Origin of the sequence: Geothrix sp. 21YS21S-4 (assembly GCF_030845995.1) — a bacterium.
Lineage (GTDB): Bacteria > Acidobacteriota > Holophagae > Holophagales > Holophagaceae > Geothrix.
In genome coordinates this window covers 80,684-104,993 of sequence record NZ_CP132719.1, presented here as the reverse complement: position 1 = coordinate 104,993, position 24,310 = coordinate 80,684, and the positions used below count along the sequence as shown (strand labels likewise).

The following is a 24,310-nucleotide window of genomic DNA, read 5'->3' as shown; positions in this document are numbered from 1 at the left end:
GGCGTATCATCGGAAGTTTCGACGGAGCTTCCGATGCGCCTTGCCGTCCTCGCCGTAAACCTCGCGGCCCTGCCCCTCTGCGCCCAGTGGGACCTGCGGCTGGAGCTGCCCCGGCCCAGCGGCCAGAACCTGCCCCAGACGCTGATCAGCGGCACCGGCCAGTTGGTGGGCGGCGACTTCGACACCGGCAAGGGCTTCATCGCCTCCGTCCACCGCCAGATCTTCCAGGTGGGACCGCTGCTCAAGTTCGAGGGCGGCCTGGAATACTCCCAGCTCAAGGCGGACGGCGGCTTCGCGGCGGGCGGCGCGGTCCAGACCACCGCCCTCAAGCAGCAGGGTGCGGGCGTGGGAATCAACGCCCAGGTGTGGGTGCCCTTCGTGGGCCTGGCGGGCGAGATCGGCCTGATCCAGCGCTTCCAGCGCTACACCGTGGACACCGCCGGCGCCTCCAGCGCCAAGGACCTCAGCCGCACCTGGCTCCGCGTCGGCGCCCGCTGGCGGTTCCCCGCCCCGCTGATCCGCCCCTACGTGGCCGCCAGCTACCAGCAGCCCGTCACCAAGGACCGGCCCGTGAAGCTCGGCAGCGCGTCGGACCTCGCCGCCTACTTCGCGGCCCAGGGCAACGGCCAGGAATTCGAGCGGATGTGGACCTTCGGCGTGGGAGTGACGTTCTGATGCGCCGCCTGCCCTTCCTCCTCCTTCCGGCCGCACTCCTCCTCCAGGCCCAGGCCCCCGCGGCCCGGCCCAAGCTGGTGGTGGCCATCGCCGTGGACCAGCTCTCCGCCGAGCTGATGCAGACCTTCGGCCCCGAGCTCACCGGCGGCCTGGCGCGGCTGATGCGCGAAGGCGCCTACTTCACCGAGGCGTACCACGACCACGGCTTCACGGAGACGGGCCCCGGCCATTCCGTACTGCTGTCCGGCCGCTTTCCCGCCCACACGGGGATCGTGGAGAACCGCTGGTACGACCGCGGCACGGACCGTCTGGTCTACTGCGTGGAGGACGGCGGCGCCCGCGCGCTGCACATGGCCGGGCAGGCCGGTTCCTCCAACCTCCGCTTCCTCGGCGACACGCTGGGCGACTGGCTCCAGGCCCAGGTGCCGGGCAGCCGCGCGTTTTCCGTCTCCGGCAAGGACCGCGCGGCGATCCTGATGGCGGGGCGGAAGCCCACCGCCGCCTACTGGTTTACGGGCGCCGCGGGATTCACCAGCTCCTCCACCTACGCGGAGCGCCTCCCCGAGTGGCTGGTGCGGTTCGACGCCGGCCTGAACCAGCGCTTCCTCACCCGCAGCTGGCTGTGGACGAAGGATCCCGCCACGCCCGAAGGCCGCGTGGCCACCTGGACCTTCCCTGGCCAGGTGATCCGCAACGGCGCCCTGCCGCGGCTGATCCAGGGCGCGGGAATGCCGCTCGACAAGGGCTTCGAGACCCGCTTCCGCAAATCGCCGTTCCTGGACGACGTCACCCTGGAAGCGACCGAGGCCCTCCTGGATGCGGAGCGCCTGGGCCGCGGGCCCACTACGGACCTGCTGACGGTCAGCTTCTCCTCCACGGACTACATCGGGCACAGCTACGGCAACCTCGGCACCGAGATGCGTGACCAGATCCACCGCCTGGACCGCACGCTGAGCCGCCTGCTCGACCTCATCCGGCAGCGCGATCCCGGCGCGTGGGTGGTCCTCAGCGCCGACCACGGCGGAATGGACCTGCCCGAGGCCCTGGCCGACCAGGGCTTCGCCACCCGGCGCGTGGATTCGCCCGCCTTCCTGCGCGAGCTCCGCGCCCACCTCAAGACCGCCTTCAAGGTGGACGCGGATCTGCTCGTGGAGAGCCCCGAGCCCAACAACCTCTACGTCCGCAACGCCGCCGTGAAAGCCGCGGGGCTCGACCGGAAGGCCGTCGTCGCCAAGGTCCAGGCCTGGCTGCGGGCTCGGCCCGAAGTGGCGGATGCCTTCACCGCCGAGGAACTGGCCACCACCGATCCCGCCGCCACCGGCAGTCCCCGGAACAGCAGCCTGCGCGTGCTCCTGGCCCGCAGCTTCCACCCCGGGCGCAGCGGCGACGTGCTCGTGGCCTTCAAGCCCTGGACCATCTTCGGCGTGCCGCCCACGGAGTGGCCCACCGGCCACGGCACCCCCTACGCCTACGACCGCCGCGTGCCCCTGATCTTCTGGGGCCCCTGGAAGGCCGGCGACCGCCCCGAACCCGTCCGCACCGTGGACCTCGCCCCCACCCTCGCCCGCGAGCTGGGCCTCAAGCCCGGCACCGTGGACGGCAAGGCCCTCGACCTCGAACCCGCGCGGTAGCCCTCGTGCCTCCGTCCCTCGTGATCCTCACCGGCGCGGGCATTTCCGCGGAAAGCGGGCTCCGCACCTTCCGCGCCGCGGACGGGCTGTGGGAGGACCACCGCGTGGAGGACGTGGCCACGCCCGAGGCCTTCGCCCGCAATCCCGCCCTGGTCTACCGGTTCTACAACGAGCGGCGCCGGAGCCTCGGCGCCGTGCGGCCCAACCCCGCCCACCTGGCCCTGGCCGAGCTGGAGCGGGCGTGGGCCGGCGAGTTCCTGCTGGTGACCCAGAATGTGGACGACCTGCATGAGCGCGCCGGTTCGCGGAACCCGCTGCACATGCACGGCGAGCTGCTGAAGGCGCGGTGCCTCGCCTGCCGCGCCGTCTCCGACTGGACGGAGGATCTGGACGACCGCAGCCCGTGCCCCGCCTGCACGCATGGGCGGCTGCGGCCCCACATCGTGTGGTTCGGCGAGATGCCCCTGGAGATGGAGCGCATCTACCGGACCCTGGAGCGCTGCGACCTGTTCGTCGCCATCGGCACCAGCGGCCATGTCTACCCCGCCGCCGGTTTCGTCGAGGCCGTCGGCCCCCGCGCCCGCACCCTGGAACTCAACCTGGAGCCCAGCCGCGTGGCGGACGCCTTCCAGGAGCACCGCGTGGGAAGGGCCACGGAGCTGGTGCCCGCCTTCGTGGCGGAGCTGTGCAGGAGCTGACTCGATCCTCAGGCCGGCGGACGAAGGGAAAGGCTCCCTTTCTGGATCCCCATCACCCGGCCTTTCCGGCGGCACGTCACGACATACGTCGCGGCGGCTCCCGTTCGATCGATCGTGATGTCAAAAAGGACCTCGAAAACCGCCGGGTCCCCGACGCTCATCTTTCCCGCCTCGCCCTTCGGAAGCATCAGTCGGGGCACCGCGAGAAGCTGGCCGGTTTCAAGATCCTTGACTTCGGCTGTGCAGAGGCAGGCCTCCGGCCTGGAAGGCGCGGGCTCCACGGACACAGACACCGACAGCCCAGGCCCTTCCTCTGCAGCGCGAGTGGATCCGCCTGCCACCACCAGCAGCGCCGTCATCACGAACGAAAGACATCGCATGGGATCTCCGGGGAAAGACGAGCAGGATTCGTCTGCCAGAACGGTCTAGGCACGCTCTGGTTTCCGCCTGAATGAACGGAACCCCGATGCGGCGCTGAGGAGCGTCGCCAGGATCGAAAGCACCGTCGACACCACCACCAGGGTCGATAGGACGCGAATGGCCCAGGCGGGCTCAAGGGGATGAAAAGGCACGGCCCTTTGGACATATCGGATGTAGCCCCAAAGCCCCGTCGAAAGCACGAAGCCGGTGCCCGAAAGATGGAAAAGGACGGTGACGGCCCGTTTCATGGGGTTGCCTGATGAATGAGGCCAACCGCTTCCGCCGCCACGGAAAGGCTTGAGGAGGGGGTCGGACGCAATTTCAAGGACGCTACCCCTTCAGCAACCGATCCTCGGCCAGCCTCAGCAGGTGTTCCGCCGCGAGGACGCCGTCCTGGTGGTTCATGCGCTGGAAGTGGCCCTTGAGGTGGCGGAGGGTGCGGGGGATGGCGGGGGCGAAGTGGGCCTTGTGGCGGTGGACGATCTGGTGGCCGAAGGTACCGAGGGCCTTGAGGTTGCGCTGGAGGGCGCTGAGGTTCAGTTCCTCCAGGAGGGCCTCGTGGTTCCAGCCCAGCTCGTCCTGGAGGGGGCGGGTCAGCAGCCGGCCGGCTTCCCGGGACCAGTCCCAGTAGCCGTCGTAGAGGATGCTGGCGAGGTCGTAGGTGGCGGCGCCGCGGCGGGCGTCCTGGAAATCGATCACCACCAGCCGGTCGCCGCGGACCATCAGGTTGCGGACGTGGAAATCGCGGTGGGCGAAGAAGTGGGCCCGGGTCTCCAGGCTGGCGTGGGCCTCCTCCATCATCCGGTCCAGCCAGCGGGGCGGGTCCTTCTGGAGGAAATCCCGGAAGAAGTTGGCGCGGCAGTAGTCCCACTCGAACTGGAACTTGGCCCCGTCGAAGGCCCGCGCCATGAAGAAGGCGTGGGGCGGCGCGCCCAGGGTGAGGGGCCCCGCCAGGGTGGCCAGCAGCCAGCCCGCGTGTTCGGCCCACTGGGCCTCCTCCTCGGGATGCTCCACCAGGCGCTGCTCCAGGGAGGTGTCGCCCAAGTCCTCCACCAGGAGGCAGCGGTCGCCATCGTCGCACTGGAGGATGGTGGGCACCCGCAGGACGGGGTCGAGGTAGGCCTGGAGCGCCCGAAACTCGAAGTAGCTGTCGTCCGTCCGCTCCGGCGTATCCAGGGGGTGGAGCACGACCATGGCGGTGCCCAGCTGGCCGTGGGTCACGCGGTAGTACTGGCGCGCCCCCGCGTCCCCCGCCAGGGGATGAGGATCGGACAGATTCCAGCGCTCCAGGGCATGCGACAGGCGGGGATCCATCTGACCAGGGTACTCCCGCCGGGGGCGGGGGGCACGGGGTTCCTCGCCCGCTCCCGCGGGCAGGGGATGCGTCTAATCCTAATTACGATAAACCTCGTAGTGCTTTCATGCCCGGAGTCCTCATGCGCCTGTTCGCCTGTCTGCTCGCGTGCCTTCTCCCCCTGACGGCCGCAGCGCCGGAGGACGCCGTGGATGCGCTGGTGCGCCGCCATATGGCCCACGCCCACATTCCCGGCGCGGCGGTGGCGATCCTCCGGAACGGACGGATCGACAAGCTGGCCGCCTACGGCACCGCCAGCCTGGAATCGGGGAGCCCCGTCACGCCGGATTCGCCGTTCCAGATCGCTTCCAGCACCAAGCTGTTCACCGGCGTCCTCCTCATGCAGCTGGTGGAGGCGGGCCAGATGAAGCTCAACGCGCCGGTCTCCGCGTACCTCGGCGAGGTCCCATCCGCCTGGCGCTCCATCACGGTGCGCCAGCTGGCGGCCCATGCCTCGGGCCTGAAGCCGACCATGCTGGAGGGTGCCCAACCGAGCCTGGCGCAGGCGGTGAAAGCGACCCTGGCGCAGCCCCTGGCCAGCGCGCCCGGCGCGGTGTCGGCCTACGGGTCCGACGACTTCTCGGTGCTCGCCCTGATCCTGGAGAAGGTCGGCGGCCGCCCCTTTCCGGACCTGCTGAGGGAGCGGATCTGGAAGCCGCTGGGGAGAGCCGGGAGCCTATTCGAGGACGCCTCGGAAACCGGCCTCGCGCGCACCGCGGAGGTGATTCCCGGGCGGGTGCGGGTGTACCAGTGGCAGGGCGAGCGCCAGCGCCTCCACTGGTTTCGGTACCCGCCCCACACCTACGCGGCGGGCGGCGCCTTCGCCAGCCTGCGGGACATGGCCGCCTTCCTGCTCGCGGTGGACCAGGGGAAGCTCCTCGGCGCGGCCCGAGCGGACCTGTGGACGCCCTTCCGCCTGAACGACGGCCGGCCCGCGGATTTCGGCGTCGCCTGGACCGTGGGCACCCTCGCCGGATGGCCCTGCACCGGCCACAGCGGCGGGCCCGCGCTGGCGGACGTGATTTACCTTCCCAAGGAGCGCCTGGGGGTGATCGTCCTCACCAACCAGCAGCGGCTCGCGCCGACCCTGGCCCGCGCCATCGCCGCGCAATTGGTGGAGCCCGGCCCCCTGGCGACGGAACCGGCGCCTGCGGACCCCGATCCGGCGCTCACCGCCCGCCACGCCGCGCTGGTGGAAGCTCTCGCCCGAGGCCGGGCAGAGGCAGCCGGCTTCAGCGGAGAGGCGCTCGTGGCCCTGCCGGAAGCCGCGCGGGAGCTGGACCTTCGGCTGTTCCCCTATGGCGCGCTCCAGCGCGTGACCTTTCGCGGGGAGCGCCCCGACGGCGGCCGCCGCGTTCGCACCTACCGGGCCCTCCACAATTCGAGCGTGGTGGTGACCTGGACCTTCACGTTGGACGCCCAAGGCCGCGTCGCCGATTTCGACCTGAAAGAGGAATGACGGTCAGAGCCCCAGCCGCACCTGGTTTCCGCCCTCCTCGAACCAGAGGGCGTCGGCGTCGGTGACGGCGGACGGAGGCGCGGCGCGGGGGCCGAGCACGCAGCGCGCCAGGCGCCCCGCGGGCCGGGCGGTGGGGTGGAGGTAGCAGCCGGGAAGGCATCCCTCCGCGTCGGGCGCCAGATCGGCGGCGGCCTCGAGGAGCGCCTGGGGCGTGCCGACTTCCCGCCAGGGGAAGGGCTCCACCACGACGCCGTGATGGAACGGCAGGCGGGGACGGAGGTCGTTCACCTCGCTGGGCCCCTCGGGAAGGAGCGCCAGGGCTTCGGGCGACCACGCGGCGGCGCCGGTGAAGTGGTAGGGCCCCCACGGGCCGCTCACACCCTTGGGAAGCACGCGGCCCTCGTGGTCCATCCACACGGGATTCCAGGGGCCGCCGGGATGGGGAATCAGCAGCCACGTCAGGGTGGCGCGGGCCTCGCGGTGGCGCTCGCGGAGCAGGTCGAAGGGCGGATCCTCCGCCCAGATGTCGGCGTTCCACACGAGCAGTTCCGACGCCACGCGGCCCCGAACATGCAGGAGCCCGCCCGCGCTGCCCAGAAGCCGCGGTTCGTCGAAGACCTCGATCCCGCCCGCCACGGCCCTCAGGCGCTCCGGCAGGAGGTGGGCGTTGCAGCCCAGGCGCGCCGCCCCGCTCCGGCGGAGAGCCTCCGCGCCCCACTGGAGGAGGGGCTTCCCCCGCAGCGTCCAGGCGGGCTTGGGCAGGCAGGCGCTGAGGGCGCCCATCCGCGTGCCCAGCCCCGCCGCCAGCAGGAAGCCGTCGAGGGGCTCAGGCATCATCATCCGCGGCGAAGGCGGTTTCCGTGGGGAGCGGCCTCAGGAGGAACTGGCCGGGGGCGAGCCCCCGCATGGACAGCACCCGGATGCGCCAGCCCTGGAGGCGCAGCTCGTCGCCGGGGCGAAGAACGCGGCCCAGGCGCTCCTGGAAGAAGCCGCCCAGGCTGACCGATCCCGCTTCGGCCTGGAGGTCCAGGTCCAGATGATCCACGAGCTGTTCCAGCATCACGTTGCCCTGGGCCAGCCAACCGCCGCTCCGAGTCCGCCGGAGCTGGATGGCCTCGCGGTCGAACTCGTCCTGGATCTCGCCCACCAGTTCCTCCAGGACGTTCTCCAGGGTCACCAGCCCGTCCACCCCGCCGTGCTCGTTCACCACCAGCGCGAGGTGCTGCTTCCGCTGCTGGAATTCGAGGAGCAGGCCCTGGATGAGCTTCATCTCCGGCACGAAGAAGGCTGGGCGGGCCAGGGCGCGGAGGTCCACGGGACCGGCCTCCTGCAGGGCCCACAACAGGTCCTTCATGTGAATCACGCCCACCACCCGGTCGAGGTCCCCCTCCACCAGCGGGATGCGGGTGTGGACCGTGGTGCGGGCGAGGGCCAGGTTCTCCTCCAGCGCGTGGTGAAGGTCGAAGCAGACCACCCGGGCGCGGGGAACGGCGATCTCCTTCACGGTGCGGCGGCTGAAATCGAACAGATTCTCGATCAGCTCCTTCCGATCCAGTTCCAACCGACCTTCCGCCTGGCTGCGCTCCAGCATCCGTCGGAACTCCGCTTCGGAAGGCAGCAGGTCCTCCGCGTCGGCCTCGGGGCGCACGCCGAACAGGCCCAGCACCAGGTGGCTGAGGTGGGTGAGGCCCCAGGTGAGGGGGCGGGCGAAGCGGGACCAGGCGAGGAGCGGCGCGGCGGTTCGCAAAGCCCAGGGGACGGCGGACCGGATGGCCAGGCTGCGGGGCACCAGTTCGGCGAGCACCACGTGAAGGGTGGTCATCACCAGCAGCGCCACGCCGGAACTGAGCGGCCCCACCAGCCGCGGCCACGGCAGGTGGCCGAACACTGCGCGGAATCCGTGGCTGAACAGCTCCTCGCCCACGGCGCCGAGGGCCAGGGCGCACAGGACGATCCCCGCCTGGATGGAGGAGAGGTGGTGGCCCAGGTTCCGATGGATTTCCAAAGCCGAGGCGGCCCGCGAATCGGCCTCCGCCAGGGCTTCCAGCTGGGTCGGGCGCACGCGGACCGCGGCGAACTCGGCCATCACGAAGAAGGCGCTCACGAGGATGAGGGCCAGGCAGATCAGAGCTGCGGCTAAGGTCACGGGCGGGGCCTTCCGGAGGGCATCAGAGACACCTCAGTCCCTCGCCAGATCGGCGCCGCGGCCCAGCGCGTCCTGCGCTTCCTGCACCAGGGCCGCCAGGGATCCGAAGCGGGTCCGCGCGGCGGCCAACTCGGTACGGAGGGCCTCCCGCTCCGCTTCCGCGGCTTCCTGGGCGCGCGCCTGCTCGTCCAGAGCCTGCGTCAGGCGGCCCAGTTCGGCCTCCTTCCGGTCCAGGCCGTTCATCAGCTCCAGCCGCTCGGCGTCGTGCTGGGCCGCCGCGTCTCCCAGGGACTGGCGCAGCTCCGCGATCTGGCTGCCGGCTTCGAGCGCCTCGCCCCGCGCGGCCTCCAGTTCCTTCTGCTGCTCCTCCAACTGCCGCTCCAGGGCCTGCATGTCGGCACGTCCCGCTTCCAGATCCTCGTCCGCCTTCTGGACGCGCGCGCCCAGCTCGGCCAGATCGCGGGCCTGGCCGCGCATGGTGGCCTCCAGTCCCACCGTCTCGAGCTGGAGGAGGTGGACCTTTTCCTTGTAGCTGGTCACTTCCAGGAGGGCCCCCTGGTGGACGTTCTCCAGGGCAGCCTGCTGGGCCACCAATCCTTCGAGGGTGGTGTTCAAGTGTCCCTGGGCCTCCAAGGCGGATTCCAGCACCTGCTGCTTGGCGAACAGGCTCTCGTCCAGTTCGGCGATGGACTCGTCCCGGGCGCACAGGGCCTCGTCCATGGAAGCCAGGGCTTCCTCCTTGGCGACCAGGGCCGCTTCCAACCCCTGCACCTTGGTGCGGAAGGACTCCAGGTCCAGGGTGTCGTGCAGAAGGCGATCCCGCTCCTTGAGGAGGTCGATGACGCGCTGGGCCTTCTCGCCCACCTGCTGGTGCAGGCTCTCGGCCTGGGCGATCAGCCCGGCCCGCTCTTCGAGGGCCTCCTTGAGCTGGGTCTTGAGGATGCCCGTCTCCTGCTCCCGCCGGCCCGCCTCGTCGAGGTTCAGGGTCACGGAGCCCAGGTGGCGCTGGTAGTCCGTCTCCAGGTCCCGAAGCCGTCGATCGCGCCCGCGCAACTCTTCCTGGAGGGCGGCCACCTGCGCCTCCAGCTCGGCCACCCGCGGGGCTTCCACGGGAGGCGGAACGGCGATGGGAGGCGCGGCGGACGCCGGCGCTTCCAGGGCGCCGCGCAGGCCGTCCAGCCAGTCGTCGCCCAGTTCCGTGTCCACCAGTTCGCCCAGCGGATTGTCGGGATCGAGGACTCGGCCGGGCACCAGGGGCGTCAGCGCGGCCACCAGCGTGCTGGGCGTGATGGGCTTGTGGAGGTACAAATCGGCGCGGCCACGCAGGCTCTGGTGGCGGCGGTATTCCTCCTCCGTCGCCTTGGCGCTGATCAGCGCGATCTTGAGATCCTCCAGCAGCGGGTCCTTGCGGATGGCGGAGCAGAGAGCGTAGCCCTTGTTGTCAGCCACCTCGACGCAGATGAGCACGGCCGCGAAGCCGCCGCGCTGCAGCCGCGCCACCACTCCGTCCGGTGAGGGCGCCACTTCCAGGTCGAAGGCCGCCTCCAGGCTGACCTGCTGCTCCTTCAGGAAGCCGCGATCGCTATCCACGAGGAGAAGGCGCTGGCCCATGATCGATCCTTAGCCCGGGTTGAGCCTTCCAGTCTAACCCGAACGCGCGAAGCCCCGGCGGACCGGGGCTTCGGCGGAGGATCCGGGCGATCAGCGGGGCGGAATGGCCAGGGTGACCTTCTGCGGCCCGTTGGGGAACTGGACGAACAGCAGGAGGGTGCGTCCGCCCGCCTTCTTCACCTGGGCGTTGAACTCGGCCAGGTTGTTCACGGGCTGGCGGCCCACTTCGCTGATGATCATCCCGGGCGCCATGCCGCGCTCGGCGGCGGGGGAGCGGGGATCCACGGAGGTCACCACCACGCCCTTCAGCCGGTTCTTGGGGTCGGCGGCTTCCACGGAGAATCCGTAGGCCTTCTCCAGATTCACGCCCTTGGCGTCGCCGGGGGCCTTGGCGCCGTCCTCGTCCTCGGACTCCTCGCCCGAATCGCGGCGCCGCTGGTCCTCGATGGCCTTCCGGTCGCCGAGGGTCACGGTGAGGGTGAGGGTCTTCCCGTCGCGCCAGATGGTGAGCTTCACGCTCTCGCCCGCGCGGCGGCTGGAGATGGCGCTCACCAGCTCGTCCTGCCCGCGCACCGGCTGGCCGTCCACGGAGGTGATCACGTCGAGGCGCTGGACGCCGGCCTTGTCGGCGGCCTGGCCCTTCTCCACGCTGTTGACCACCACGCCCTCCTTCACGCCCAGGGCGTCCTGGTAGGCCTGGTCGAGGTCGAAGGGGGTCACGCCCAGGTAGCCGCGGCTGACGGGCTTGCCGCTGCGGAGGTCCTTGAGGATGCGGTTCACCTGGCTGATGGGCACGGCGAAGCCGATGTTCTGGCCCGCGGGATTGATGGCGGTGTTGATGCCCACCACTTCGCCCCGGAGGTTCAGCAGCGGCCCGCCGGAATTGCCGCGGTTGATGGCGGCGTCGGTCTGGAGGAAGGAGCTGACGCCCGTGTCGAGCTTGCGGCCCTTGGCGCTGATGATCCCCTGGGTGACGGTGTGCTCCAGCCCGAAGGGGTTGCCGATGGCCACCACCCACTCGCCGATCTTGAGGGAATCGGAATCGCCCAGCTTGGCGAAGGGCAGGTGCGCGCCGTCGATCTTGATGAGGGCGATGTCCAGCTCCTTGTCCTTCCCGAGGACCGTGGCCTTGTAGCTCTTGTTGTCGGAGGTCTTCACCTCCAAGGAGTTGTCGCTGCCGCCCATGCTGGCGATGACGTGGTAGTTGGTGAGGATTTCGCCCTGGGGGCTGATGATCACGCCGGACCCGCCGGAGACCGCCCGCTGCTCGTCGTCGCCGCCGTTCCGGGGCGTCCGCCGCTGCTGGGGTCCGCCGGGGCCGAAGAAGAAGTCGAAGAAGTCCTGGCCCCCGACCTGGGGATGCTCGAACCGGCGATTCTTCACGAAACTGGTGTTGGTGATGGCGACGACGGTGGGATTCAGCTTCTCCGCCACCTCCGCGATGGGCGGGAGGCGGTCCAGCCCCTTCGCATCCACCACCACGGGCCGCTCTTCCTGAGCCCGGGCCACCCAACCGTGGCTGAGCCCCATCCCCAGGGCCATGCAGCCGGCGGCGAAAACCGACAACCCCAGAACCTGCTTCACCTGACGATTCATGGAACTCCTCATGAGCCGGATCCCCGGCCGTTTTTGTGATGACCGCAGCTCCCCGAAGGTTCCCGCTGGCCTTCCCGCGCCGCCCCGGATACCCTGGATGGTCCAACGGCGGCTGTAGCTCAGTTGGTTAGAGTACTGGATTGTGATTCCAGGTGTCGCCGGTTCGAGTCCGGTCAGCCGCCCCAGATCGAAAGCCCCGATAGCCACTAGCTCCGGGGCTTTCCTTTAGTTTGATGACGCAGGCCCGGAGGTGGGGGTCTGAGGGCAAAAACGGCCATCAAGAGCATCGAAAGTAGCTACTGGAGGGGTCAAACGGTAACAAGAAGTGGACGGCTTCCAAGGGCCCACCACCCCTGGTGGTGCTGGGGGTCCTGGTAGGTGCCGCCCTCCACTCGGGCGCCAGCAGCCTCTCCAGGTCCGCCTTTGGGAGCCCCTTGATGAAGCTGAGGCCGACGCGGAGGACGTGGTCGCCGTCCGGAGCATACCCGGCGTCGCTCTCATTCACGTCCGGGCCCAGGACCTTCACCCCGTGGCGTCGAGCGTCCCCGCGGTAGGCGATCGCCGGGTAGAACCCGCCTTGGTTGTTGATCACCGAGGCGTAGAACGGCGCGGGGTGATGGGCCTTGTCCAACCGCTCTCGTAGCTCACGCGGGCGTAGCTGGCGGAGTGCGGCTTGCAGAATGAGTAGCCCATGAAGGTCTCGATCATCGACCAGACCTCCTCGGCCCCCTTCTCGGGAATCCCGTTGGTTCGGCAGCCGTCCATGAACGCGGTCTTGTAGCCCGGCACGCGGGCGGCGTGGTCTTTCTTCCCCAGGGCCTTCCGCAGCCTGTCCGCCTGCTTGTAGGTGAAGCCCGCCATCCCCGGCCTGCGATCTTGGCCCCGTCGGATTGGACCACGTGGCTGGACCCGGCTACACCGGTGGCGGATCTCCAGGCCCTACTTAGGCTCTACCCGTCGGAGTGGCTAGAAGTAACAGCAGGAGGACCCCAACAGTTTTCCATCGACCCGAGGCGGTAGAACTCACGGTTGGGTGGAGTGGAGGCACCTCCGTCACACCTAACTCCGATCGAGCCCTGTGCCTTGACTACCCTCGTAAGTGAAAAGCTTCGATGTGGTCGGTCACCCACTCACGATACGTTCGCGCAGGCCGACCTGTTAGGTCGGCGACCGTGGAGGTGAGATAGGCTGGCTGCCCCATGGCGGCGGCCCAGGCATCGAGCAACATATTCACCACCTGGGCAGGTGCAGCCCACTCTCGCCGCACTTCCTCAGGGGTCATTTCGTCGTAAAACAGCGGCCTGCCTAGCACTTCGCCGATGATCTCCACCTGCTGGAACTGGCTCAGTGACGCAGGCCCGGTCAGCACATATTCGGCCCCATGGTGGCCATCCTCTATCAGGGTGTGGACCGCCACCGCCGCTATGTCCTTCTCGTGGATCGGCGCCGTAGGAGCAGCACCATAGGGCCAACGCACGACCTCGCCACCACGGACTTGCGGGCCCCACCAAGACAAGCCATTGGCCGCGAACATCCCTGGTCGAATGAACGTCCATTCAACCGACGATTCCTCGATCAACCGCTCGATACCCTCAAACACCCCCCTCATGGGGTTGGGCTGCTGGAAGAAGGGGTGGGCTGTTTTGTGGGGGGAGGTCAGCAGGATGATCCGCCGGGCTTGCTGCGAGATCCTTTGGACGGCTGCCGCCGCTGAGGCGGGCGAAGCCGTCCACACCAGGAACACCGTGTCGACGCCTTCCAGGCAGGCATCTAACGAGGCGACATCGGTAAGGTCACCGCGCACGACTTCAACCCCAGGGGGAAGGGCGGCCAACTCCGGGTTGCGCGTAAGCGCTTTAACCTTGGCGCCCTTGGGCAGGAGTTGGGCGACGACTTCCCTTCCGACGGTACCCGTGGCCCCGGTAACGAGGATCTGTTTCATCTCGCCATTTTACAGAGAATGGCTGTCGGTGGTTTCCAGTGGTCTGGTTGGTAGTCAACTACTGATCTAAAAGACCCGTTATCCGACAAAGCCACATCTTTATGATTCCAGGTGTTGCCGGTTCGAGTCCGGTCAGCCGCCCCAGAGTAAGCCAGGGCCCCTCAATGAGGCCCTGGTTGCATGACCCCAAAAACCGGCCCCGCCGTTTCCGGCAACGCATAAAACGACCCATGCATCGCTTGTTTTCGGCAAGAATGGGGGTGCGCCCTGTTCCTTACCGCTTCCCGCGGCCGCCTCCGGCCTAGGGGACGGTGCTGCTTTCGCAGCGTCGGCCGGGGTCCATCGCCGAGGCTCCCATGCTGCGCCGCCCCATCGACGTCGACGAGCGCCTGCCCTTGCTGCAGGCCGCACCCCTGAGTCTCCAGCACCTGTTCGCCATGTTCGGGGCGACGGTGCTGGTGCCCTTTCTCCTCCACGTCAATCCGGCCACCAGCCTGCTGCTGAACGGCGTGGGGACCCTGCTCTACCTCTGGATCTGCAAGGGGCGCATTCCCGCCTACCTGGGATCGAGCTTCGCCTTCATCGCGCCGGTCCTGGCGGTGCTGGCCCGGCCGGAACTGGGTGGATACGCCGCCGCCCAGGGCGGGTTCATCGCCTTCGGCCTGTTCTTCGTGCTCATCAGCCAGGTGGTGCGGGTGGCGGGCACGCGCTGGATCGACATCATCTTCCCCACGGCGGCCATGGGCGCCATCGTGGCGGTCATCGGATTGGAGCTGGCCCCCGTCGCTGCGGACATGGCCGGGCTCACGGGCAAGGCCTCTGCGCCCTTCACGGCGGGCTCGGCGATGGCGGTCTCCCTGTTCACCCTGGGACTCACCATCCTCTGCTCGGTGCTCCTGCGCGGCTTCTGGGGCGTGATTCCGATCCTGCTCGGCGTGGTGGGCGGAACGGCGCTGTCCCTCCTGCTCGGCAAGGTGGATCTGGCCGCCATCGCAGCGGCGCCCTGGTTCCAGACGCCCGCGCTCTACCGCCCCACCTTCAACCTGCAGGCCATCCTCATGATCCTGCCCGCGGCCCTCGTGGTCCTGGCGGAGCACATCGGCCACCTGGTGGTGACGGGCAACATCATGGACCGCGACCTGGTGAAGGATCCCGGGCTGCACCGCTCGCTGCTGGGGGACGGGTTGTCCAACATCCTGTCGGGCTTCGCCGGCGCCACGCCCAACACCACCTACGGCGAGAACATCGGCGTGATGGCCATCACCAAGGTCTACAGCGTGCAGGTGATCGGCGGCGCGGCGCTCATCGCCATCCTCGTGAGCTTCGTGGGCAAGGCCGCGGCGGCCATCCGCGCCATCCCCGTGCCGGTCATGGGCGGCGTCTGCCTCCTGCTGTTCGGCGTGATTGCCGCCGCGGGCATCCGGATGCTGGTGGAGAAGCGGGTGGACTACGCGCGGCCGCGCAACCTGGTCCTCACCAGCGTGGTGCTCATCAGCGGAATCAGCGGCGCGGCCATCCGGCTGGGCGCGGTGGAACTGCGGGGGATGGCGCTCGGCACGGTGGTGGCCATCGTCCTGAGCCTCCTCTTCTGGGCCTTCGATCGCCTGGGCTTCAGCAACGACGGCGGTTCCCAGCACTGAACTTCCACTTTCTTTCCCAGGGGGCGGCATGGAACGGATCTTCAACCTGAAGGCGAAGGGCACGACGGTGGCCACGGAGGTGCTCGCGGGCACCACCACCTTCATCTCGATGGCGTACGTGATCTCGCTGATCCCCAACGCCTTCCTCAAAGTGGCGGGCATCGCGCCGAACGTGGGGTTCACCGCCTTCGTGGTGTGCGCCATCCTGTCGACCCTGATCGGCGCCCTCTACGCCAACCTGCCCATCGCCTTCGCCTCGGGCATCGGGCTGTCGGCCTTCTTCGCGTTCACGGTCTGCGCCCCGGCCAACCAGGGCGGGATGGGCTACACCATCCAGGTGGCCCTCACGGCGCTGCTGCTGGAAGGCCTCGTGTTCATCGCCCTCAGCGCCATGAAGGTGCGCGAAGCCTTCATGGACGCCATCCCCTTCTCCCTGAAGAAGGGCATCTCCGTGGGCATCGGGCTGTTCATCGCCATCATCGGATTCGTGGATTCCGGCGTCACCCAGGTGGGCCTGAAGTTCGATGCGGACGCGATCTTCCCGGTCCTGAAGAACGATCCCTCGGCACTCTTCGGGCTGCATGACGTGAACAACCTGTTCATCGCGAAGTTCTGGGACCACGGCCACCTCACGCCCGCCTTCTGGTCCGTGGTGGGCCTGTTCCTCATCGCCGTCCTCGTCGCCCGCCGCGTCAAGGGCGCCATCCTGCTCGGGATCCTGGCCATCACCCTGGCGGGCCTGCTGCCCATCTCCCTGGGCGGCGGATTCACGCACCTGCCCAAGGGCGCGCTGTTCCAGATCCCCAGCTGGCCGAAGCTGTTCCAGTACGACTGGAGCTGGACGAAGTCCCTGGGCGGGATGATCAACATCTTCATCATCCTGTTCACCCTGCTGTTCGTGGACATGTTCGACACCATCGGCACCCTGATGGGCATCGGCGCCCAGGGCAAGCTGCTGGACAAGGAGGGCCGCTTCCCCGGCGCGTCGAAGGCCTTCATGGCCGACGCCGTGGGCACCACCTTCGCGTCCATGTTCGGCACCACGGCCGTCACCGCCTACATCGAGAGCGCCTCGGGCGTGGCCGAGGGCGGGCGCACGGGCCTGACGGCGCTGGTCGTGGCGGGCTGGCTGGCGCTGGCCCTGTTCCTGTCGCCCCTGTTCCTGATGGTGCCGCTCCAGGCCACCGCGCCCGCGCTGATGATGATCGGCTTCTTCATGCTGTCGGAAATCAAGGAAGTCCGGTTCGACGACATCACCGAAGCCATCCCGGCTTACCTCGCGGTGGTGGTGATGCCGTTCACCTTTTCCATCGTCAACGGGATCGCCCTGGGAATGATCGCCTACACCGTGCTGAAGGCCGCCACGGGGCGCTTCAAGGAGATCAACCCGATCATCCTCGCGCTCTCGGGAATCTTCCTGCTGAAGCTGCTGTTCCTGTCTGCCTAGGAGCGGGTCCAGGCAATCGATAGGGGCTGCATTGATGGCAAAGGGCGTTCAGGCAAGGAAGTGGGCGCAGAGCGGTGCGGGTTCACCGTTCAAGACCAATGACGCCGCATGGATGCCCTTTGCCATCAACCCTTCGGGCAGAGGCGGCAGCCGTCGGGATGCCGCGTCAAGCTCCTCGTCAATGGTCCCACCATCGCCTTCGTCGCTTTCCTTGCCTCCCTCGGCTGACACCTCTGTGCAGCCCCCACCCATTGCCTGGACACACTCCTAGCCCCCTTCCTCCTGGAGACGCCCCCATGACCAAGCTCGCCCTCGCCCTCCTGGCCGCCGCGGCCCTGCCCCTCGCCGCCGCCGACTGGAGCGACACCTACCTCGGCTACCGCTACGGCACCCAGTTCCGGGAGCCCGGCATCGACGGCACGGTGGAGAAGAACATCCTGCAGCTCACCCACGCCAGCGGCTGGGCCTACGGCTCCAACTTCTTCAACGTGGACATGCTGATGTCCGCCCCCAACGATCCCGCCGCCAACGGAACCACCGGCGCCCACGAGGTCTACGCCGTCTACCGCGGCTCCCTGAGCATGGGCAAGATCCACAAGAAGGACTTCAGCTTCGGCCCCGTCCGCGACGTCTCCGTGACCGCCGGGTTCGACTTCAACTCGAAGGACAACACCTTCGCCTCCCGGAAGCGGCTCCTGGTCCTGGGCCCCACGCTGAACTTCAAGGTGCCCGCCGGGTTCTTCGACCTCGGCCTGTGGGCCTCCCACGAGCAGAACTACAACGGCATCGTGGGCCAGGCCGTGGACTTCAAGACCACCTGGATGGTGGCCGCCGCCTGGGGCATCCCCTTCCAGATGGGCCCCGTGGGCGCGGAGTTCAAGGGCTACGCCAACTACATCGGCGCCAAGGGCAAGGACGGCTTCGGCGTCGACACCAAACCCGAGACCCTGGCCAATCTGTCGGTCCTGGTGGACGTCACCCCGATCTTCGGCGGAAAGGGCAAAGTCTACGCTGGCGCCGGGTTCGAGTACTGGAACAACAAGTTCGGCGGCGCCAACCACGACGGCCCCGCCCCCCTCACCAACAAGCGCGTCACCGCCCCCATGGCCCAGCTGCAGATCCACTTCTAGGACCCGCTAGACTGGAATCCGCGCGCCCATAGCTCAGGCGGATAGAGCAACGGCCTTCTAAGCCGTAGGTCGCTGGTTCGAGTCCAGCTGGGCGCACCAGCGCCCGGCTGGACTCGAATCGGCGAGAAACACCTGCGGCCCGGTAGGCCATCAGGTGGCGGTTCGAGTCCATGGTTGCATCACCACTCGACTGGACTCGAACCAGCGAGTGGGACCGCGGAGGCCCTCCGGGGGAGGGCCGGGAGCGGCACCGGGACCGGCGGACGGCAAGGCCGGACGCGTTCGAGTCCCTGCTCCGCCAGCCCGTATCAAGGATTACGATCAACGAGCGGCAAAATTCGCCACATCCAACCAACGAAACCCAGACCCCCCTCAGGCGTAGACCTCGAACGTGCTTTCCTTGGGATGCATCAGGGCATAGAGGTTGGATTCGCTCGGGGACACCCGCCCATCCCGGTTCGCATCCTCGGGATCGTAGTAGCCGACGCCCAGGGGAGTTCCTCCGCTGATTTCATTCCCCGTGGAGGTGTTTTGTGCGACTTCCGCCGATGCGGGGCTCCCGAGCGCCTGCTGAAGCGGGTGCTCCAGGATGTAAGCCAAGTCTTCCGAGACGGAAACGATCCCATCCTGGTTGGTGTCCTTGGGATCGTAGAAAGCGGACGACCAGGCCTTGAACGCCTGGGCCACCACTCCGCTCTGAACGCTTCCCACTTGCATGTCCGGCTCCAAAAGGAGACGCCTTTCAAAATATAGGCTCCTCTCGCCGACATGCCTTCAAATTCCATACGTTTTTCGGAGGTCCGGGACGAACCCGGGCCTCCGAAAGGGGAAAAGCGGATCGCTAGCGGTTCTTTTCGATCTGGGCCGTGAGTTCGGGGAGGAGGTCCATCAGGTCGGCCACCACGCCCACCTGGGCGGACTGGAAGATGGGCGCCTTGGGGTTCTTGTTCACGGCGACGATGAAGGGGCTCCCCTTCAGGCCGCCCAGGTGCTGGAACGCGCCGCTGATGCCCAGAGCCAGATAGACCTTGGGCTTGACCGTCTGGCCCGAGGTGCCGACTTGGCGCCCCTTGTCGAGCCACTTGGCGTCGACGATGGGGCGGGAGCAGCACATGGTGGCCCCCATGGCGCCGGCCAGTTCCTCCACCAGCGACAGGTTCTCCTGCTCGCCGATGCCCCGGCCCACGGCCACCAGGACCTCTTCCCGGGTGATGTCCACGTCGCCGGCTTCGGCGGGAATCACCTCCACGAAGCGGCGGCGGGCGACCAGGCCCGCGGCTTCGGCGGACTTATCCACCACCTCGCCCGAGCCCACGGGAACGGCGGGCGCGAAGGCGCCGGAGCGCACCGTGACGACGGCTCCCCGGGACACGTCGCCCTCCACGTGGGCGCTCACCTGACCGGCGAACTCCTGGCGCACCACGCGCAGGCAGTCGCCCGCCCATCCCTCGCCGCCCACCACGTCCGGAAGGTAGGCGGCCCCCAGCTTCACGGAGAGGCCCGGGCCCAGGTCGAGGCCGAGGGTGCTGTGGGGAAGGAGGACCATGGCGCCGGCAGGGAGGACCTTCCCCAGGAGGGGGCGGATCAGTTCGGCGTTGGGATAGGCCAGAGTCTCCTGGTCGAAGGTCCAGGCTCGGCCGAAAGCCGCGGCAGCCTCTTGGCCTACGGCGGCCATGGAGGAACCCGCTCCCAGGACGAGGGCGGTGGGGGCGCAGCCGGGGAAAAGGGCGCGGGCGGCGCCCAGCAGTTCCAGGGCGGAATCGTCCAGCCGGCCTTCGGCGTGGGCGATGAGGGCGAAGACTTCGGCGGCCATCAGTTGAGCCCTCCCTTGAGCTTGAGGAGATCCACCAGCTGGGCGGCCACGTCTTTGGTGCTGCCCGTCAGCATGTCCGCGCCGGCTCCGGCGGCGGGCACGAAGTAGTCCACGCGGCGGACCTTGGGAGCCGCCGGTTCGATCGCCAGGGCGGCCGCGTCCAGGCAGGGGATTTCCACGGAGGCCACCTTGCGGATGCCCCGGATGCCCACGTAGCGGGGCTCGTTGATGCCCGTCTGGACCGAGAGGACGCACGGCGTGTCGATGTCGCTGACTTCCTGGCAGCCGCCTTCGATCTCGCGGCCGATGCGCAGGGTTTCGCCCTTCACCTCGATGCGGTTGACGAGGGACGCGAAGGGCCGGTCCAGCAGCGCCGCCAGCATCCCGCCCACCTGGGCGGCGCCGTCGTCGGCCTGGGCCCCCGTGAGGATGAGGTCGTAGCTGTCCTTTTCCGCCACGGCCTTCAGGACGGAGGCGACGCCCAGTCCGTCGGCGCCGGTGAAGCGGTCGTCCACCACCATCAGGCCCTTCTCGGCCCCCATGGCCATTTCGCGGCGCACCGCCTCCTCGATGTCGGCGTCGCCCAGGGACACGACGGTCACGCTGCCGCCCTCCCGCTCGACGATCTGGAGGGCTTCCTCCACGGCGTAGTTGTCCCACTCATTGACCGCGTACACCAGGTCCTCGCGGCCGATGTCCGCGCCTCCGGCGGCCACGCCGATCTCGTTCTCCGCCGGATCGGGAACGCGCTTCACACACACCAGGATTTCCATGGGCACTCTCCGTGATTGGGGTCGTGGTTGGGGATCAGTTCTGGAGTTGGCCGTCGACCAGCTCGCACAGGTCGATGGCCTGCATCCGACCTTCAAGGCCCGCCACCTTGATGGCGTCCTCGACGTTGGTGAGGCAGAAGGGACAGGCGGTGACGATGACGTTGGCGCCCGCCGCCTCCGCCATGCCCACCCGCACCACGCCCATGCGCTGCTCCTCCTCCGGCTCGTAGAAGAGGCCCAGCCCGCCCCCGCCGCAGCAGAAGGCCCGGTCGCGGCAGGCGGTCATCTCCACCCGGCGGAGCCCGGGAATGGCGTCCAGCGCCCGGCGCGGGGCGTCGTACAGCCCGTTGTGGCGGCCCAGGTAGCAGGGGTCGTGGTAGGCGTAGACGCGGGACGGATCGTCCACAGGCTTGAACGCGAGCTTCCCGCTGTCCACGCCCGTGGCGATGACCTCGCTCACGTGCTCCACGGGCGGCAGGCCGGCGTAGTCGTTCTTGAGGGCGTTGTAGGCGTGGGGATCGCTGGCGACGATGCGCGTCGCGCCGGACTCCCGGATGGCCTCGGTGTTCTGCTCTTTCAGGTTCTGGAACAGCATCTCCTCGCCGTAGCGGCGCACCTCGTGGCCGCTGTCCTTCTCGTCCTTGCCGAGCACTGCCACGTCCGCGCCGGACCGCACCAGGATCCGGGCGGTGGCCTGGGCGATCTTCTGCATCCGGTCGTCGTAGGACGTCATGCTGTCCACGAAGTAGAGGGTGTCCGCCGTTTCGCCCTTCTCGACCAGCTTCACGGGGAAATCCTCGCCCGTGCCCGCCACCCACTCCGCGCGCTTCTTCTCCAGCTTGCCCCACGGGTTCCCACGCTTCTCCAGGGCGCTGAGCGGCTTCTGGAGGGACTGAGGCACCAGGCCCTCCTCCACCATGCCGCGCCGCAGGTCCACGATCTTGTCGATGTACTCGATCCCGATGGGGCACTCCTCCTCGCAGGCGCCACAGGTGGTGCAGGACCAGATCTCGTCCTCCCCATAGACGCCGCCGACGAGGGACTCTTCCCCTTCCGCCTTCCCGAGGAGGGGATGCCGGCGGTAGGCGTGGTCCCGCCCCTTGATGCTGAGGAACCGCGGCGACAGCGGCCGCTTCACGCGGTTGGCGGGGCACTGGTCGGAGCAGCGGCCGCAGTCGGCGCAGCTGTAGAAGTCGAGGACATGCTTCCAGGTGAAGTCCTCCAGCTTCTTCACGCCGAAGGAGGTCAGCCCGTCGAGGCCCTTGTCGTCCACGCCGTGCCGCACGGGCTTCACGGTCCCCGGCTTCAGCCGCATGAAGAAGACGTTGAACAGCGACGTGACCACGTGGAAGTGCTTGCCCGTGGGCAGCAGGCACAGGAAGTAGAAGAACGTGACGTCGTGGATCGCGTAGCTGGCCAGGTTGACCTTTGCCAGCGCCGGAACGGACAGGCCCGACAGCAGGTGCTGGAAGGCCCAGGCCACGGTGAGGGGCGCGGCGCCGCCGTGGGCTCCGGCCGCCAGGAGGCTGCCCTCGAAGGCGCCCTCGGACAGGAGGAGCACGGCGATGAGCCCGAGGACCGCCAGGGCCTCGCCCGTGTGGTCCTTGCCCAGCTTTTCCGGCACCGCGTACCGGGCGGGGCGCACGATCCCGCGGCGGACAGCCAGGACGATCGCCGAGAGGAGCACCGCCGTGGCCGCGTAGTCCTTGCACACCGTGTAGACGGCGCCCAGTCCCGGCAGGTCGAAGGTCTCCATGAAGCCCAGGAACACCAGCTGGAAGGAGCGCAGCGCCAGCACCAGGAACCCGAAGAACAGGACGATGTGCAGCACGCCCGCCACCAGGTAGCGCGGCTGGCGGGACTGGGCCAGCCAGAGCTTGAGAACCAATACCGCACGCTTCGGCAGATCACCGAAGCGCGGGTCGGGCGCAGCCTTCAGAAGGGGCGCCACCCGGCGGGCGATCATCCAGCCGAAGCAGGCCAGGCCCGCCAGCGGGATCAGGAGGAACAGCAGCCGGGCCGGGACGCCCGCCAGGACCGCGGAGGCGGGGGAAAAGGGAACCGAAACCATGACGATCTCCGGGAAACGGGCGGACTATTTCCCGCCGAAGGCGTCTTCGGGGATGTCGTTGGCGACGGAGCTGCCGGCGAGGATGGATTCCATCCGCCCCAGGGTCACGGGGAGCAGGTTCCGGGTGAAGAAGTCCGCGCCCAGGATCTGGCCCTCGTAGAAGGCGGCGTCCTTCTCCTTGGCGCCCGCTTCGAGCGCCTGGGCCGCCGTGTGGGCGCGCCACAGGAGCATCCAGCCCATGACCAGGTCCCCCACCGCTTCCATGAAGGGGAAGGCGTGGGCCGCCGCGGTCATCGGATCCGCCTGGCCGGTGGTCGCCATGTGGGCGGCGGTCGCTTCCAGCCGCGCGAGGGCAGGCGCGAGGCGGGCCGCCGCGGGGGCGGTGCGGCCCTGGGCCTCGGCGGCGCCGAGGGTCTTCCGGATTTCCGCGAACAGGTCCTGGATGGCCTGGCCGTTGTTCTGGGTGAGCTTGCGGCCGATCAGGTCCATGGCCTGGATGCCGTTGGTGCCCTCGTAGATGCCGGTGATGCGGACGTCCCGGAGAAGCTGCTCCACCGGAAACTCGCGGATGTAGCCGTAGCCGCCGTAGACCTGGACGCCGAGGCTGCAGACCTCGAAGGCCTTCTCCGTGGCGTAGCCCTTGGCGATGGGGATCAGCAGGTCGATCAGGGCCTGGGTCCGGGCCTTGTCCTCGCCCGCGGGAGCCACCGCCTGGCGGTCCATGCAGAAGGAGACGAAATAGCCCAGGCTGCGGAGGCCCTCCACGTAGACCTTCATGGTCGCCAGCATCCGGCGCACGTCCGGGTGCTGGATGATGGGCACGGACGGGGCGCTCTTGTCCGCGCCCTTCAGCAGGTGGCGGCTCTGGACGCGGGTGCGGGCGTAGTTCACGGCGTACAGGTACGACGCGCTGGCGCAGGCCAAGCCCTCGCTGCCGACCATGAGGCGGGCCTCGTTCATCATCATGAACATCCCGCGCATGCCCTTGTTGGCTTCGCCCAGGAGGGTGCCCACGCACTGCCCCTTGCTGCCCAGCGCGAGGGAGCAGGTGGCGTTGCCGTGGATGCCCATCTTCTCCTCGATGCCCGTGCAGACCACGTCGTTGAACGCGCCGAGGCTGCCGTCGTCGTTCACGCGGTACTTGGGCACCAGGAACATGGAGATGCCGCCGGTGCCGGCGGGGGCCCCTTCCAGGCGGGCCAGGACCGGATGGACGATGTTGGGAGCGAGATCATGCTCGCCGGCGGAGATGAAGATCTTGTTCCCGGTGATGCTGTAGGTGCCGTCGGGATTGGGCGTGGCCGTGGTGGTGAGGGCGCCCACATCGGAGCCGGCCTCGGCCTCCGTGAGGAGCATGGTGCCGGTCCATTCGCCGCTGTAGAGCTTCTTGAGGTAGAGGTCCTTCTGCTGGTCCGTGCCGAGGCGCTCCACCAGCTTGCCTGCGCCGTGGGTGAGCCCGGCGGTCAGCATGAAGGCGAAGTTGGCGCCCATGAGGTAGTCCGTCGCCGCGCTGGCCACGGTGTGGGGCATCCCCTGGCCGCCCCATTCCGGATCGTCGCTCATGGCCAGCCACTCGCCGTCGGTCAGGGCCTTCCAGGCCTTGTGGAAGGAGGGCGGCATGGTGACCTTGCCGCCAGCGAACTGGGCGCCGATCCGGTCGCCGTCCACCTGCGTGGGCAGGATCTCCTTGAGGGCGAGGTTCCTCGCCTCCGACACGATCAGGTCCACGGCCTTGCGGTTGAAGTCGGCGAACCGCTCGTGCTTGGCGAGCGCTTCGACCTTCAGCTGTTCGTGGAGGACGAAGTCGACGTCCCGGCGGTCGGCGAGGATCTGGGCCATGGAGGGCTCCTGAGAGGTGCGGAGCGCGGGCCGGACCGGCCGGCCCGCGCAGGAAGGGATCGGAG

21 protein-coding genes and 2 tRNA genes are annotated in these 24,310 nt (G+C 68.6%); 9 read left to right on the top strand and 14 right to left on the bottom strand.

What is annotated here, in order from left to right; translation table 11 throughout:
* Nucleotides 1-33 precede the first annotated feature (33 nt).
* The 3 genes from RAH39_RS00490 to cobB are packed head-to-tail and all read left to right on the top strand — an operon-like array spanning nucleotide 34 to nucleotide 3,004.
* Nucleotides 34-675 (top strand): hypothetical protein, encoded by a 642-nt coding sequence (locus tag RAH39_RS00490; protein WP_306590844.1) that lies wholly within the window; start codon nucleotides 34-36, stop codon nucleotides 673-675.
* Nucleotides 675-2,306, top strand: a complete 1,632-nt coding sequence (locus RAH39_RS00485) for an alkaline phosphatase family protein (RefSeq protein ID WP_306590843.1) — start codon at nucleotides 675-677, stop codon at nucleotides 2,304-2,306. The genes RAH39_RS00490 and RAH39_RS00485 overlap by 1 nt, the downstream gene beginning before the upstream one ends.
* Nucleotides 2,307-2,311: 5 nt before the next feature.
* On the top strand, nucleotides 2,312-3,004 hold the full coding sequence (gene cobB / locus RAH39_RS00480; protein WP_306590842.1) for a Sir2 family NAD+-dependent deacetylase: 693 nt from the start codon (nucleotides 2,312-2,314) through the stop codon (nucleotides 3,002-3,004).
* 8 nt (nucleotides 3,005-3,012) lie between these two features.
* On the opposite strand, the gene RAH39_RS00475 is transcribed toward cobB, so the two are convergent.
* Nucleotides 3,013-3,384: a hypothetical protein gene (locus RAH39_RS00475; protein WP_306590841.1), complete on the bottom strand. Its 372-nt coding sequence runs from the start codon at nucleotides 3,382-3,384 to the stop codon at nucleotides 3,013-3,015.
* 370 nt (nucleotides 3,385-3,754) lie between these two features.
* Nucleotides 3,755-4,738 carry a phosphotransferase gene (locus tag RAH39_RS00470; RefSeq protein WP_306590840.1) on the bottom strand — a complete coding sequence of 328 codons (984 nt, stop codon included), beginning with the start codon at nucleotides 4,736-4,738 and terminating at the stop codon, nucleotides 3,755-3,757.
* Nucleotides 4,739-4,860: 122 nt separating this feature from the next.
* Here RAH39_RS00470 and RAH39_RS00465 point away from each other — a divergent pair, with 122 nt between their 5' ends.
* On the top strand, nucleotides 4,861-6,237 hold the full coding sequence (locus RAH39_RS00465; protein ID WP_306590839.1) for a serine hydrolase domain-containing protein: 1,377 nt from the start codon (nucleotides 4,861-4,863) through the stop codon (nucleotides 6,235-6,237).
* A gap of 3 nt (nucleotides 6,238-6,240) precedes the next feature.
* Here the strand turns inward: RAH39_RS00465 and RAH39_RS00460 are convergent, their stop codons facing one another.
* From RAH39_RS00460 to RAH39_RS00445, 4 genes are all read right to left on the bottom strand, one after another.
* Nucleotides 6,241-7,071 (bottom strand): NTP transferase domain-containing protein, encoded by an 831-nt coding sequence (locus RAH39_RS00460; protein ID WP_306590838.1) that lies wholly within the window; start codon nucleotides 7,069-7,071, stop codon nucleotides 6,241-6,243.
* Nucleotides 7,064-8,383 carry a hemolysin family protein gene (locus RAH39_RS00455; protein ID WP_306590837.1) on the bottom strand — a complete coding sequence of 440 codons (1,320 nt, stop codon included), beginning with the start codon at nucleotides 8,381-8,383 and terminating at the stop codon, nucleotides 7,064-7,066. Before RAH39_RS00455 ends, RAH39_RS00460 begins: the two co-directional genes overlap by 8 nt.
* Before the next feature lie 33 nt (nucleotides 8,384-8,416).
* Nucleotides 8,417-9,994 (bottom strand): response regulator, encoded by a 1,578-nt coding sequence (locus RAH39_RS00450; RefSeq protein WP_306590836.1) that lies wholly within the window; start codon nucleotides 9,992-9,994, stop codon nucleotides 8,417-8,419.
* Between the two features lie 90 nt (nucleotides 9,995-10,084).
* Nucleotides 10,085-11,590 (bottom strand): trypsin-like peptidase domain-containing protein, encoded by a 1,506-nt coding sequence (locus RAH39_RS00445; protein ID WP_306590835.1) that lies wholly within the window; start codon nucleotides 11,588-11,590, stop codon nucleotides 10,085-10,087.
* 108 nt (nucleotides 11,591-11,698) lie between these two features.
* Here RAH39_RS00445 and RAH39_RS00440 point away from each other — a divergent pair.
* Nucleotides 11,699-11,775, top strand: a tRNA-His gene (locus RAH39_RS00440).
* A 92-nt stretch (nucleotides 11,776-11,867) separates the two neighbouring features.
* Here RAH39_RS00440 and RAH39_RS14015 read toward each other — a convergent pair.
* The 3 genes from RAH39_RS14015 to RAH39_RS00430 all read right to left on the bottom strand — a co-directional run bounded on the left by RAH39_RS14015 (nucleotide 11,868) and on the right by RAH39_RS00430 (nucleotide 13,532).
* Nucleotides 11,868-12,116: a helix-hairpin-helix domain-containing protein gene (locus tag RAH39_RS14015; RefSeq protein ID WP_373467369.1), complete on the bottom strand. Its 249-nt coding sequence runs from the start codon at nucleotides 12,114-12,116 to the stop codon at nucleotides 11,868-11,870.
* A gap of 62 nt (nucleotides 12,117-12,178) precedes the next feature.
* A complete protein-coding gene (locus RAH39_RS00435) occupies nucleotides 12,179-12,451 on the bottom strand; it encodes a hypothetical protein (protein ID WP_306590834.1) in 273 nt (90 codons plus the stop codon).
* Between the two features lie 226 nt (nucleotides 12,452-12,677).
* Entirely contained in the window at nucleotides 12,678-13,532 is an 855-nt protein-coding gene (locus RAH39_RS00430; RefSeq protein ID WP_306590833.1) for an NAD(P)H-binding protein, read from the bottom strand.
* 356 nt (nucleotides 13,533-13,888) lie between these two features.
* Between RAH39_RS00430 and uraA the strand changes: the two genes are divergently transcribed.
* The 4 genes from uraA (at nucleotide 13,889) to RAH39_RS00410 (ending at nucleotide 17,848) form a co-directional block, all read left to right on the top strand.
* Entirely contained in the window at nucleotides 13,889-15,172 is a 1,284-nt protein-coding gene (gene uraA / locus RAH39_RS00425) for a uracil permease (protein ID WP_306590832.1), read from the top strand.
* 28 nt (nucleotides 15,173-15,200) lie between these two features.
* Nucleotides 15,201-16,619, top strand: coding sequence for an NCS2 family permease (locus RAH39_RS00420; RefSeq protein WP_306590831.1), 1,419 nt, complete (start codon nucleotides 15,201-15,203; stop codon nucleotides 16,617-16,619).
* Nucleotides 16,620-16,915: 296 nt separating this feature from the next.
* Nucleotides 16,916-17,749, top strand: coding sequence for a hypothetical protein (locus tag RAH39_RS00415; RefSeq protein ID WP_306590830.1), 834 nt, complete (start codon nucleotides 16,916-16,918; stop codon nucleotides 17,747-17,749).
* 22 nt (nucleotides 17,750-17,771) lie between these two features.
* Nucleotides 17,772-17,848: transfer RNA gene (locus RAH39_RS00410), tRNA-Arg, on the top strand.
* A 273-nt stretch (nucleotides 17,849-18,121) separates the two neighbouring features.
* On the opposite strand, the gene RAH39_RS00405 is transcribed toward RAH39_RS00410, so the two are convergent.
* The 5 genes from RAH39_RS00405 to RAH39_RS00385 form a co-directional block, all read right to left on the bottom strand.
* The gene (locus RAH39_RS00405) at nucleotides 18,122-18,466 is read right to left on the bottom strand and encodes a hypothetical protein (RefSeq protein WP_306590829.1); all 345 of its coding nucleotides are present in this window, start codon (nucleotides 18,464-18,466) and stop codon (nucleotides 18,122-18,124) included.
* 124 nt (nucleotides 18,467-18,590) lie between these two features.
* On the bottom strand, nucleotides 18,591-19,562 hold the full coding sequence (locus RAH39_RS00400; protein ID WP_306590828.1) for an electron transfer flavoprotein subunit alpha/FixB family protein: 972 nt from the start codon (nucleotides 19,560-19,562) through the stop codon (nucleotides 18,591-18,593).
* Nucleotides 19,562-20,335 carry an electron transfer flavoprotein subunit beta/FixA family protein gene (locus RAH39_RS00395; protein WP_306590827.1) on the bottom strand — a complete coding sequence of 258 codons (774 nt, stop codon included), beginning with the start codon at nucleotides 20,333-20,335 and terminating at the stop codon, nucleotides 19,562-19,564. Before RAH39_RS00395 ends, RAH39_RS00400 begins: the two co-directional genes overlap by 1 nt.
* A 34-nt stretch (nucleotides 20,336-20,369) precedes the next feature.
* Nucleotides 20,370-22,406, bottom strand: a complete 2,037-nt coding sequence (locus RAH39_RS00390) for a (Fe-S)-binding protein (protein ID WP_306590826.1) — start codon at nucleotides 22,404-22,406, stop codon at nucleotides 20,370-20,372.
* A 24-nt stretch (nucleotides 22,407-22,430) separates the two neighbouring features.
* Nucleotides 22,431-24,245, bottom strand: coding sequence for an acyl-CoA dehydrogenase (locus RAH39_RS00385; RefSeq protein WP_306590825.1), 1,815 nt, complete (start codon nucleotides 24,243-24,245; stop codon nucleotides 22,431-22,433).
* Nucleotides 24,246-24,310: the final 65 nt, after the last annotated feature.